This window comes from Rhizobium sp. LC145, assembly GCF_001005825.1.
Lineage (GTDB): Bacteria > Pseudomonadota > Alphaproteobacteria > Rhizobiales > Rhizobiaceae > Neorhizobium.
Window position 1 is genome coordinate 122842 of record NZ_LBHV01000011.1, and the last position, 12333, is coordinate 135174.

Annotated in this window: 11 protein-coding genes; 7 read left to right on the forward strand and 4 right to left on the reverse strand. The window is 61.1% G+C overall.

Features of this window, described 5'->3' with window-relative positions; all coding sequences use genetic code 11:
* Positions 1–10 precede the first annotated feature (10 nt).
* Complete coding sequence (locus tag YH62_RS24585) at positions 11–787, reverse strand: FadR/GntR family transcriptional regulator (RefSeq protein ID WP_046796942.1); 777 nt, start codon at positions 785–787, stop codon at positions 11–13.
* 215 nt (positions 788–1002) lie between these two features.
* Between YH62_RS24585 and YH62_RS24590 the strand changes: the two genes are divergently transcribed.
* From YH62_RS24590 to YH62_RS24620, 7 genes are all read left to right on the forward strand, one after another.
* A complete protein-coding gene (locus YH62_RS24590; protein WP_046796943.1) occupies positions 1003–1974 on the forward strand; it encodes a substrate-binding domain-containing protein in 972 nt (323 codons plus the stop codon).
* A 128-nt stretch (positions 1975–2102) separates the two neighbouring features.
* Complete coding sequence (locus YH62_RS24595) at positions 2103–3629, forward strand: sugar ABC transporter ATP-binding protein (protein ID WP_046796944.1); 1527 nt, start codon at positions 2103–2105, stop codon at positions 3627–3629.
* 12 nt (positions 3630–3641) lie between these two features.
* Positions 3642–4649 (forward strand): ABC transporter permease, encoded by a 1008-nt coding sequence (locus YH62_RS24600; RefSeq protein ID WP_046796945.1) that lies wholly within the window; start codon positions 3642–3644, stop codon positions 4647–4649.
* 7 nt (positions 4650–4656) lie between these two features.
* Positions 4657–5547, forward strand: a complete 891-nt coding sequence (locus tag YH62_RS24605; protein ID WP_046796946.1) for an aldose 1-epimerase — start codon at positions 4657–4659, stop codon at positions 5545–5547.
* A gap of 27 nt (positions 5548–5574) precedes the next feature.
* The gene (locus YH62_RS24610; protein WP_046796947.1) at positions 5575–7203 is read left to right on the forward strand and encodes a GMC family oxidoreductase N-terminal domain-containing protein; all 1629 of its coding nucleotides are present in this window, start codon (positions 5575–5577) and stop codon (positions 7201–7203) included.
* 11 nt (positions 7204–7214) lie between these two features.
* On the forward strand, positions 7215–8363 hold the full coding sequence (gene dgoD / locus YH62_RS24615; RefSeq protein ID WP_046796948.1) for a galactonate dehydratase: 1149 nt from the start codon (positions 7215–7217) through the stop codon (positions 8361–8363).
* An 11-nt stretch (positions 8364–8374) separates the two neighbouring features.
* A complete protein-coding gene (locus YH62_RS24620; protein WP_046796949.1) occupies positions 8375–9154 on the forward strand; it encodes an SDR family oxidoreductase in 780 nt (259 codons plus the stop codon).
* Positions 9155–9279: 125 nt separating this feature from the next.
* Here the strand turns inward: YH62_RS24620 and YH62_RS24625 are convergent, their stop codons facing one another.
* The 3 genes from YH62_RS24625 to YH62_RS24635 are packed head-to-tail and all read right to left on the reverse strand — an operon-like array spanning position 9280 to position 12309.
* Positions 9280–10791 carry a tripartite tricarboxylate transporter permease gene (locus tag YH62_RS24625; protein WP_046796950.1) on the reverse strand — a complete coding sequence of 504 codons (1512 nt, stop codon included), beginning with the start codon at positions 10789–10791 and terminating at the stop codon, positions 9280–9282.
* Between the two features lie 9 nt (positions 10792–10800).
* The gene (locus YH62_RS24630; protein ID WP_046796951.1) at positions 10801–11316 is read right to left on the reverse strand and encodes a tripartite tricarboxylate transporter TctB family protein; all 516 of its coding nucleotides are present in this window, start codon (positions 11314–11316) and stop codon (positions 10801–10803) included.
* A 27-nt stretch (positions 11317–11343) separates the two neighbouring features.
* Positions 11344–12309 (reverse strand): tripartite tricarboxylate transporter substrate binding protein, encoded by a 966-nt coding sequence (locus tag YH62_RS24635; RefSeq protein ID WP_082118491.1) that lies wholly within the window; start codon positions 12307–12309, stop codon positions 11344–11346.
* Positions 12310–12333: the final 24 nt, after the last annotated feature.

The window sequence follows — 12333 nt, forward strand, 5'->3', positions numbered from 1 at the left end:
TTTTATCGGCTCATCTTGACCTTTCAGCGAGTTCGGAGGCCCTTCGCGCCCGCCGCAGGGCATCCGTCATCTCGCTCCGGGCAACGCCGATGAGCTGCTCCATCGCGTGGCGGGCAGCTTCGGGCCGCCGCATCCGAATGGCTTCGAGCACGTCCTGATGCGTGAGGATCGCCTGCTCGTGCGATTGGCTGGCGCGGTTGGTCAGCCGGAAGCTTGCGAGCAGGGCCGCGCGGATGGCGCTGGCGAACTGGCGATAGACCCAGTTGCCGCTGGCGTTGATGATTGCCGTATGGAACTCGAGGTCGGCGCGGCTCCAGGCTTCGTTGTCGCGCGAGTTTGCCTCCACCATGTCCTCGAAGGCCTTTGAGATCTGGTAGAGTTGCCTTGCATTGGCGTTTGCGGCCGCCTGCGCAGCGGCGGCGGGCTCCAGCAACTGCCTTGCATCGATCAGCGAGGAATAGAAGGCGTCATCGGCCCCGACCGCCAGCATCACGTCGAGGACGATCGGATCGAGATAATTCCAGTTCTCGCGCGGCAGCACGATCGTTCCCGCCCGGGTGCGGGACCGCACCATGCCGAGTGCCGAAAGATACTGCATGGCCTCGCGCAGGCTGGTGCGGCTGACGCCAAACCTCTCCGTTAGCTCCGCCTCGTTCGGAAGCGTGGAGCTTTCCGGGAAAGTGCCGGAGACGATCATCTCGACAAGCTGCTGGAGAAGTGCCTCCCTCACGCTGCGTTTGCCGCGCTGGGCGATCGGTGCACCGTGCTCCGTCAATATCCGCGTCATGGTCTGCTCTGATCCCCTTGCTTGTTCCCGCAGCCAGCACGCGTGATCCGGAAAGTCCTCGACCCGGGATCGGCCTTCTGCGCCGAATTGCAATCGGTAATATGAATGATCCGGCATTTGCGATCAAATCTTAAAATAAATCGTATTTATATTGACATTTGTCGGACGGCTTCTAATCTGGCCCGCATCGAGACCGATAAACGAGGGAGGAAGGGATGAAACTTTCGAAACACGCCGCATTGCTGGTGGCGGCCGTACTGACCGGCGCCACGACCGTCGCGGCGCAGGAGGACCTGAAGGTCGGCGCCATCTACATGGATGCGCAGGGCTTTTATGCCGGCGTGCGCAAAGGCATTCAGACCGGCGCTGCCGAGGCCGGCCGCAAGCTCGATATCGTCGAGACCAATGCTCAGGGCGATGTCAGCAAGGAATCGTCCTTCATCGATTCACTGATCTCCGCCGGCGTGCAGGCAATCATCGTCTCGCCGGTTTCCGCTGATGGCTCCTATCGCGCCATCCGCCGAGCACATGACGCCGGGATTCCGGTGGTCTGCTACAATACCTGCCTCAATGACGAGGACATGAAGGAATACATCTCGGCCTATGCGGTCGGCGACCCCTTCGAGTTCGGCTATAAGCTCGGCGATGTCGCGGCGGACTATTTCATTGCCGAAAAGAACGAAGCGCCGAAGATCGCTGTCTTGAACTGCGAATTCGTCGAGGTTTGCGTGACAAGACGCAAGGGCTTCGAGGAGGCGCTGAAGGCCCAGGTGCCGGGTGCGCAGATCGTCGCCAACCAGGAAGGCGCGGTTCTCGACAAGGCGGTTTCCGTCGCGAGCACCATGCTGTCCTCCAATCCGGATATCGACGCCTTCTTCGGTGAGGCGGGCGGTGCCACACTCGGGGCGGCACGTGCCGTGAAAAGCCAGGGCAAGACCGGCGAGGTCGTCGTCTTCGGCGGCGACATGACGACCGAGATCGCCCAGGAGCTTGCCGATTTCTCGATCATCAAGGCAGTCGTTGACATTTCCGGCCAGGGCCTCGGCAAGCTTGCGCTGGCGCAGGCGATCAAGTCGATCGACGGCGAGCCGCCGGAAGGCATCAAGGTTCCCTACGACATCGACGTCTACAAGTCTTCCGAGGACGGCAAGGCCTGGCTCGAGGCGCATGCCGACGGCATCCCCTGATCGTTCGTCCTGATTGCCGGCTCCGACTGCCGGCATGTATCGCCGAGGCCTCTCACGCGCCGCCCCGAGAGCCAACATGGGAAGAGGCCGCCGGAGGTCCGGCGGCATCGCTCGCAACGGAAAGACCGATGACTACTGTTTCTGAGATAGGACAGGCTGCCGTTCCCGCCGTCGCGTCGCTAAAAGGATGCACGCGCCGCTATCCCGGTGTGCTTGCACTCGACAGCGCCACTTTCGACGTCGCGCCGGGCGAGGTGAGGGCGCTGCTCGGCAAGAACGGCGCCGGAAAATCGACACTGATCCGAATGCTGACGGGTGCGGAAATTCCCGACAGCGGAACGGTGCTGATCGATGGCGCCGAGCTTACTCACACCGGCTCAGGGCGGGCGCAAGAATCCTTCGAGAAGGGCGTGCGCGTCGTCTATCAGGAGCTCAGCCTGGTGCCCGGTATGACATTGGCCGAGAACCTTTTCCTCGGGCGCTGGCCGCGCAAGGGTGGCGTCATTCAATATGCGGCCATGGAAGCGGAAGCCTCCGAGGCGATGGCCAGGCTCGGTCTCGACCTGCCGCCCGACCGGCTGGTGGCGGGCCTGAGCCCTGCCGAACGGCAGTTGCTGGAGATCGCCCGCGCCATGCTCGGCAAACCGAAGCTCGTCATTCTCGACGAGCCGACGAGTTCGCTCGCTGCGGCCGAGGCGGAAAAGGTGATGGCTGCCGTGACCCGGGTGGCCGCGCAGGGCATTGCGGTCATCTATGTCAGCCACCGGATGAACGAGATCCGCCAGATTGCCCATTCGGCGACGATCATGCGGGATGGCCGGATCATCGACACGGTCGACGTGAAGGGCGCCGATACGCGCGAGATCGTCCGGCTGATGCTGGGCTCGGAGGCCTCTCAGGCCCCCGTGCTGGAAGACAGGAGCCTTTCAGAAACCGTGCTCGAAGTGAAGGATCTGGCGGTTTGGCCGAAACTCGCCTCGATTTCGTTTTCGCTGAAAAAGGGAGAGGTGCTCGGCATCGCCGGCCTGCTCGGTTCTGGCCGCACGGAACTCCTGCAAGCGATCATGGGCGTGCGCCGCTTCGATGCCGGCGACATCCGGGCTGATGGAAAGTCGGTCAAATCCGCCGGCTACAAGGAGATGGTGCGCCGCGGCTTCGGCTACACACCGGAAAGCCGCAAGGAAGAGGGTATCGTGCCGTTGCTCGGCGTCGACGAAAACACGCTCTCGACGAACTTTGCCGGCGTCAGCACGAACGGCGTTCTTTCCGCCAGCCGCATGGCGGAAGCGACGCGCAAGATCATCGAGCGGCTTCACATCAAGACGGCGCGAACCGATACGCCGATCGGCACGCTTTCGGGCGGCAACCAGCAGAAGGTCGTGATCGGCCGCTGGGTCTATGCCGGAAGCCGCGTCATGCTGCTCGACGAGCCGACCCGCGGCGTCGATATCGAGGCGAAGGCGCAGATCTACGCGATCATTCGCCAGCTCGCCGCCGAAGGGCGCAGCGTCATCTTCGTCTCCAGCGAGATTGAGGAACTTCCGCTTGTCTGCGACCGGGTGCTCGTCTTGAGGGACGGCGCGCTGCAGGAAGAATTCAAATCACCCAATATCGATCAGGACAGCCTGATGGCGGCCTGCATTACCGGACATTGAGGGAGACAGACGATGTCACTCGATCATGCTGCCAAACAGGCGGCTTCTGAGAAGGCCAAGAAATCGGGCTTCACCTTTTCCCAGCACATGAACGAACTCAGCCTGTTCTTCGCGATCGCCGTGCTTTACGTGATCTTCGCGTCGACCGCGCCGGGCTTCATGTCGTTCAACAATCAGGTCAACATCCTGCGCGATGCGGCCACGATCGGCATTGCCGCCTGGGCGGTGACGCTGATCATCATCGCTGGCGAGATCGATGTTAGCGTCGGGCCGATGGTCGCCTTCATCTCCGTCGAGCTCGCCTTCCTTCTGCAATGGGGCGTTCCCACGCCTGCGGCCTTTGTGCTGGCGATTGCGCTGGGTGCCTTGCTCGGCGCCGTTTCCGGCGTGTTGCGGGCCTATTTCGATGTGCCTTCATTCGTGGCGACGCTCGGCATGTGGAGCGCGCTGCGCGGCACAGCGCTGTTCGTGACGGACGCGCTGCCGGTCTCGATAGGCCGCAACGACATGCTGGACGCGCTGGACCGGTCGGTGCTCGGCATTCCACCGGCGGCGATCATCATGCTCGTGCTGTTTGCGGTCTTTGCCTTCGTCAGCCGCAAGACCGCGTTCGGGCGCTCTGTCTTCGCCATCGGCGGCAATGCGCATGCGGCGTTTCTCAGCGGCATCAGGGTATCGCGTATCCGCGTCGCGCTGTTTGCTATCGGTGGCGCCATGGCGGCGATCTCCGGTATCCTGTTGGTCTCGCGCCTCGGCTCCGGCAACGCAACGGCCGCCAATGGCCTGGAATTCGACGTCATCGCCGCGGTGGTGGTCGGCGGCACGGCGCTTTCGGGCGGACGCGGCTCCATGCTCGGCACGCTGCTTGGCGTTCTCGTCATCACGCTCATCGGCAACGGCCTCGTGCTCCTCGGCATCAATCCGTTCTTCCAGCAGGTCGTGCGCGGCATGATCATCGTCATCGCCGTGCTCGCCAATATCCAGGCGATCAAGCGCAGCCTGTCGCGCAACAAGGGGTGATGGGGCGATGCCGGTCTTGGAATTGAAATCCGGCGCGCTTTCGGCGCGCCTTTCGACCGCCGGCGGGCTGATCCTCGGCTTCCGGAAGGAAGGCGAGGGGGGCAAGAGCGTGCCGTTGCTGCGGGATGCCCCTGACAATGCCGATGCGCTTTCGTCTTCCTGCTATCCGCTCGTGCCGTTCGGAAACCGCCTGAAGGAAAATCGTTTCACGTTCGACGGGGAGGAATACCGTTTCAGCCCGAACACGGACTGGGACCCGCACTATCTTCACGGCGAGGGCTGGCAATCGGAGTGGATCGTCGAAGAGCGCGACGATTATCGGGTGACGATGAGTTTTGCCCATCGCGGCGGTCACACGCCCTATGCCTATTTCACGAGGCAAAGTTTTTTGCTGACGGGCGATGAACTGCTGCTCACCCTGTCAGTCGAGAACATGGGTGAGAAGCTCCTTCCCTTCGGCCTCGGCTGGCACCCGTATTTTCCGATGACACCGCAAACGACGCTGTTCGCTCCGGCCCGCAAATTCTGGACCGAGGTCGAAGGCTGGCTGCCTGGTGAGGTGACGGCGATTCCCGAGGATCTCGACTTTAGCGAGCCGGCGCCGCTGCCGCATCGGTGGGTCAACAATGGCTTCGAGGACTGGTCCGGCGAGGCGGTCATCGCCTGGCCGGAGCACCAGATGCAGCTTCACCTGACGGCCGATCCGCTGTTTGCGCACGCCTTCGTCTTCGTCTCGGACACGGTTTTCGATCCGCAGTTCAAACGCGATTATTTCTGTTTCGAGCCGATGTCGCATCTGGCGAACGGCCATAACCTGCCGGATCTAGGCGGGCTCCGGATTCTTGAACCAGGCCAGCAATTATCGGGCAGCATACGGCTTCGGCCGCAGGACCTGTGAGCATGCGCATATTCCCTAGGAGCAGAAATGTCTGACGACAGTCGGTTCGACTACATCATCGTCGGGGGCGGCAGCTCGGCCTGCGTGGTCGCGGCCCGGCTTGTCTCCGATGGCGGCGCGCGCGTGCTGCTTCTGGAGCGCGGTCCGGCCAAGGCCAATCCGATCATGCATTTTCCGGCCGGCTACATGAAATTCCTGGCGAAGGACACCTATCTCGCCATGCACCAGACCAAGCCGCAGCCGCAGCTTGACGGGCGTGGACCGATCGTACCCCAGGGCAAGGTTCTGGGCGGCGGCAGCACGGTCAATGCCATGGTCTATATGCGCGGGCAGGCCGCCGATTTCGATCTGTGGAACGAACACATCACCGCGCCGGGCGCCAATAATGACGGCGCGTGGTCCTATCGCGACCTCCTCCCTTACTTCAAGGCGCAGGAAGACAACGACCATCTGGCCGGCGAATATCATGGTGTGGGCGGTCCGCTGAAGATCTCCCATCTCGGCCATACGAGCCCGATGACCCGAACCTATGTGAAGACGCTGCAGGGGATGGGCATTCCCTACAATCCGGATTTCAACGGTGCCGAGCAATTCGGCGTCGGCTTCATGCAGCACACGATCGACTGGCGGACCCGCAAGCGTTCGAGCGCCGTCGACGCGTTTCTCGCGCCGATGATGAGTAACCCGAAGCTGACGATTGAGGTCGGCGCAACGGTGACGGGCATCCGGATGGAGGGAGACCGCGCCGTCGGCGTCGATTACGTGCAGAACGGCACGCCCAAGGCGGCTCTGGCCGGCGCCGAGGTGATCCTGGCGGCCGGCGCCTACCAGACGCCGAAGCTGATGATGCTCTCTGGAATCGGTCCGGAGGACGAGCTTGTGCGGCACGGCATCAAGACAAAGGTGGCGCTGCCCGGCGTCGGCAGGAACCTGCAGGATCACTACGAATGCCCGGTCGTCGCCACAACCAAGGGCTCCTTCGGCTATTACAAGCAGGATCGCGGCTGGCCGATGATCAAGGCCGGGCTGCAATATCTGATGTTCAAGTCCGGTCCGGCTTCGACGACGGGCGTCGAGACCTGCGCCTTCTATGATCCGGACGGCCATAACGAACGGCCGACGATCCAGATGTTCTGTGTTCCGACCGTCTATCTGGACCGCGACGTGATGGGCACCGAGCCGGGCGACGGGGTGACGATCAACTCGCTGCTTCTGCGGCCGAAGGCGCGGGGTTCGGTGACGCTCGCCTCCAGCGATCCCTTTGCCGATCCTATCATCGATACACAGATATTCGGCCATCCCGACGATTTGCGCCTTACCATGGCAGGCTTCCGGTTCGCCCGTACCGTGCTTATGGCTTCCCCGATGCGCGATCTGATCGACAAGGAGATTTTCCCGGGCGCGGACGTGGTGAGCGACGAGGCGATCGCCGCCCATTGCAAGCGCACGGTCAAGACCGGCTATCACCCCGTCGGCACCTGCAGGATGGGCCATGACGGCGATCCCGAGGCGGTGCTGGATTCCACATTGAAGGTCAGGGGAACGCGCGGCCTTCGGGTTATCGACGCGTCTCTCATGCCGACTATCGTCAGCGGCAACACCAATGCCGCCGTTCTTGCCGCCGCCGGAAAGGCGGCCGCCCTCATTCTCGCCTGACGGAATCCCTGATGAAGATCACCAAGCTGACCACCTATATCGTGCCGCCGCGCTGGCTGTTCCTGAAGATCGAAACCGACGAAGGCGTCGTCGGCTGGGGCGAGCCTGTGGTCGAAGGCCGGGCGCTGACCGTGGAAGCGGCCGTCCGGGAAATGGCGGACTATCTGATCGGCAAGGACCCCTTCCTGATCGAGGATCACTGGACGGTTCTTTACCGTGGCGGCTTCTACAGGGGCGGCGCCATCCACATGTCGGCGCTTGCCGGCATCGACCAGGCGCTGTGGGACATCAAGGGCAAGGCGCTCGGCCAGCCGGTCCATTCGCTACTCGGCGGAAAGCTCAGGGACCGGATCAAGGTCTATTCCTGGATCGGCGGTGACCGGCCCTCCGATGTGGCCCGCAATGCGGAGGAGATGGTGGCCCAAGGGTTCCAAGCGATCAAGCTCAACGGCTGCGAAGAGATGCAGATCGTCGACACCAACGAAAAGGTGGAAAAGGCGATCGAGACGATCGCCCTCATCCGCGAGGCGGTGGGACCACATATCGGCATCGGCGTCGATTTCCATGGCCGCGTCCACAGGCCGATGGCCAAGGTGCTGGCGAAGGAACTCGAGCCCTACAAGCTGATGTTCATCGAAGAGCCCGTGCTTTCGGAAAACAAGGAAGCGCTGAGGGAGATCGCCAACCACTCCTCGACACCGATCGCGCTGGGCGAACGGCTCTATTCGCGCTGGGATTTCAAGTCGGTCTTCGAGGGCGGTTACGTCGATATCATCCAGCCCGACCTGTCACATGCCGGCGGCATTACCGAGTGCCGCAAGATCGCGGCCATGGCCGAGGCCTATGACGTGGCGCTGGCACCCCATTGCCCGCTCGGTCCGATCGCGCTTGCCGCGTGCCTGCAGGTGGATGCCGTTTCCTACAATGCCTTCATCCAGGAACAGAGCCTCGGCATCCATTACAATCAGTCCAACGACATTCTGGATTACATCGTGAACAAGGACGTCTTCCAATATGCGGACGGCTTCGTCGGCATTCCGCAGGGACCGGGCCTGGGCGTCGAGGTGGACGAGGTCTATGTGATCGAGCGGGCGAAGGAAGGGCATCGCTGGCGCAATCCCATCTGGCGTCATGCGGATGGCAGTTTCGCCGAGTGGTAGGGAGACGCGTGATGACGGGACGGCTTTCGGGCAAGCGGATATTCGTGACGGGCGCGGCCCAGGGCATCGGCCTTGCGATCGCGAAGGCGTTCCTGCGCGAGGGAGCGGCGCTGTTTCTGGCCGATCGCGACGCCGGCCTTCTTGAACGGGAGGCGAAGGCGCTCGGCGAAAGCGGCGAGAAGGTCGGCTGGCTTGCCGTCGATATTGCCGGTGCGGCGGCGATTACCGAAGCCGTCCGTCAAGCCGCCGGAAAGATCGGTCCGATCAACGCGCTCGTCAACAATGCCGGCGTCAACGTCTTCGCAGAACCACTGGAAACCAGCGACGAGGAATGGAACCGCTGCTTCGACATCAATCTCAAGGGTGCCTGGAATTGCTGCAAGGCAGTGCTTCCCGGCATGATCGAAGCGGGCGGCGGCGTCATTCTCAATATCGCCTCGACTCATGCCTTCACCATCATTCCACATACCTTCCCCTATCCGCTGGCCAAACACGCGCTGCTCGGCATGACGAAGTCACTCGGGTTGGAATTTGCACCGAAGAATATCCGTGTGAATGCGCTGGCGCCCGGCTACGTCTCGACCCAGAAGGTCATCGACTATTGGAACAGCTTCCCCGATCCAGAAGCCGCCAAGGCGGATACGATGAGGTTGCATCCGGGCGGGCGCATTGCTTCACCGGAGGAGATCGCTATGGCTGCGGTGTTCATGATCTCCGACGAATGCCCGTTCATGAACGCGACATGCCTGACGATCGATGGCGGACTGAGCGTGCAGCAGCATCCCGCCTGAGCGCTCTGGATCGACAAAAGGACGTGCGCAGGTCAATCTGACAAAGTCGGCGTGACGAGGTTCCTTCGTTCTGTGGGCCAAAGAAAGCCCGACGTCCTCCACCTCGCGGTAAGCTCAAGCTTCATTCAGTCGGGCTCAGCGCGTAGCATCTCGTCCGTTCGTCGGGGCGCCCTAATCCAAGAGACGATGATCGACAGCCACAGCAAGCAGAAGATCGCGAATATGGCGAAGGCGATAGGACGGTTGATGAAGTCAAGGAGATTGCCCTGCGACTTGATCAGCGTAGTGATAAGGTTTTTTTCGAGTATGGGCCCGATGACAATTCCCAAGACGCACGGCGCAATTGGGAAATCGTTCTCCTCCATCAGATATCCGACCACACCAAAAATGAGCATGATCGTGACGCCGTAGACCGCATTGTTGGAAGCGAAAGCGCCGACGATGCAGAAGATCAGGATCAGCGGCATGAGAACCGCTTTGGAAACCCGCAAGATATTCTTGGAGAACTTGATCAGGGCCCATCCGAGCGGAATCATGATCAGGTTGGCCAGGATGAAGATGAGAAAGACAGCGTAGATTGTCTGAGGATTGAAAATGAACAGGGTTGGTCCCGGATTCATCCCCTTCACATAAAGCACACCGATGACGATGGCCGTCATTGTATCGCCTGGAATACCGAACACCAGTGCCGGTACCCATGCGCTGGAAAGGGAGGCATTATTAGCTGCTCCGGCTTCAACGACGCCTTCGACATGACCTGTCCCATATTTCTCTGGTGTCTTCGAGAACCGGCGGCTGATCGCATAGCTGACATAAGCCGCGACGTCCGAGCCGGCGCCGGGAAGAATGCCGACCGCAGTTCCGGTGATATTGCCACGAAGAAGCTGCTTCCAATAAGTCCTCAGCATGCCCCCCCAGTCTCGAAAGATGTTGCCAACGGCCTCGGGCGCCTGCTGCCAGCCCTCGCCACCGCTCAAGACCGTCCGCAGAACTTCGGATATGGCAAAGATGCCGATCATCACCGGAATGAAATCAATGCCGGCCATCATCTCGGTTGAGCCAAAAGTCAGCCGTGGAACCCCTGCGGGATTGTTCAAACCGACGGATGCGATTGTGAGGCCGATGAAAAGGCTGAGAAGACCCTTGGCCGGACTGGATGCTCCCATGAAAACGGCGCATGTCAACCCGAGGAGCGCAATCCAGAAATATTCCGGAGAGGAGAATTTAACGGCAAATTCGGCAAGCGAGGGTGCCGCAAAGATCAGTACGATCGTACCAAAAAGCCCGCCGAGGGCGGAAAAGAGGACGCAGGCCCCTAAACCGAGCTCTGCCTGGCCTTTTTGAGTTAATTTATAGGTGTCCTCGACATAGGCCGCCGAGGCGGGCGTTCCGGGTATGCGGAGCAAGGCACCTGGAATATCGCCTGCGAAGATAGCCATTGCCGAACAAGCGACTATGGCGCCAACGGCAGCTACAGGTTCCATGAAGAATGTCAGGGGAACCAGCAGGGCCGTGGCCATTGTGGCGGTCAAGCCAGGCACCGCTCCTACAAAGAGCCCGAACATGGATGCGGCGATGATTGTGACGATAACATTGCCCGTTGCCACCAGCGCGAAGGCTTGAAGGATGACGTCCATCTCTATCTCCTACCAGGGAAGCCGCGGGACAATGCCGAACGGCAAGGGCACGAGCAGCATGGTCCTGAAAATGAAGTCGCACAAAATGGCTGCCAAGACTGCCAGAATGACTGCCTTGACGGGACGGACCTTCAAGATAAGGAACATCGCCAGGGTAATGATGATCGCGGTGGGGATGAACCCAATAACCTGTACGAAGACGATGTAGGAAAGAACGAGAAGCAGGGTTGCTGCGACACCGGCGAGCTTGCGCGGACTTCTGACCTGGTCTGAAAGAAACACCCAAGGCTCGCTGCCCTGCCTGATCCCGGTGTAAAGGAGACGCGCGGAGCAGCCGATAAGCCCCATCGCGATGAGGAGGGGGAAGGTAGCTGCCCCGTAATTTTGCCCCGGAATTGCCGGCAGGTTGAAGGAGTACCAGGCAAGTGAAATGCCTGCGAGCAGGAAGACCGTTCCGAGCATGGTATCGCTAAATCGCATTGAGAGCACCTGATTGATGATTTTGTCAGGCAGGCCCGGATTCACCCGGGCCTGCGAGATTGCCCGAAGCGGCTACTTGGTCAGACCGATCGCCTTCATCGTTTTGCCGAAGTTCACATCGTTGGTCGCCATGAAGTTTCCGAATTCCTCCCCTGAGAGGAAATTCGCCCCAAAGCCCTGTGCGCTCATGAACTGGTTGTATTCCTCGCTGTCGAAGACGTTCTTCAACGCCGCGATCAGGCGGTCACGGATGTCGTCCGGTAGCCCCTTGGGCGCGACGATGCCACGCCAAGCGCCGAACTCCCAGTCGGAGCCCGTCTCCTCCTTAAGTATCGGCACGTCCGGGAAGAGCTTGGAGCGCTCCTTGCTCATATAAGCAAGCGACTTCACCCGACCCGCGTCGATCAACGCGCGAGCTTCTACAAGTGAGGATGGAACGATTTCCGTCCCGCCCGAAAGCAGCTCCTGAAGGCCGCTCGCGGCGCCATCGCTCGGCACCCAAGTCACCGTCGAAGCGTCGATTCCTTCAGCATTGAGCAGGCCGGCGATGGCGACATGCCAGCTTGACCCTTGGCCACTTCCGGTCGCCCGGAAGGTGCCGGGCGGGGAAGTCTTGATCGCCTCAAGCAGTTCGCCGAGGTTCTGATATTTGGAGTCAGCCGATACCTGCACGCCGGCGGGATCTTGGTTCATCAGGGCGAGCGGTGTGTAGACCTTGTAGTCGAGCTTGGTTAGCCCGAGCCAGTGCATCAGGTTGACTTCGGTGGTGGCAAGGCCAAGCGTGTAGCCATCGGGCTCAGCGTCTGCCATGGCCGAGTGGCCGACGACGCCGGAACCGCCAGTGCGGTTGACCACGTTGACGGACTGCCCGAGTTCCTTTTCCAGGCTAACAGCGACAACGCGCGCAACGGCGTCCGTGCCACCGCCCGCACCCCAGGCGACAAGCAGAGTGATCGGTCGATCGGGGTAGTCTGCCCATGCGGGCATTGCTGTTGCGGACAGCAAGAGAGCTGCAATGATACCTTTTGCGAATTTCATGTTCTTCCTCCCAAGTTTCGCAAG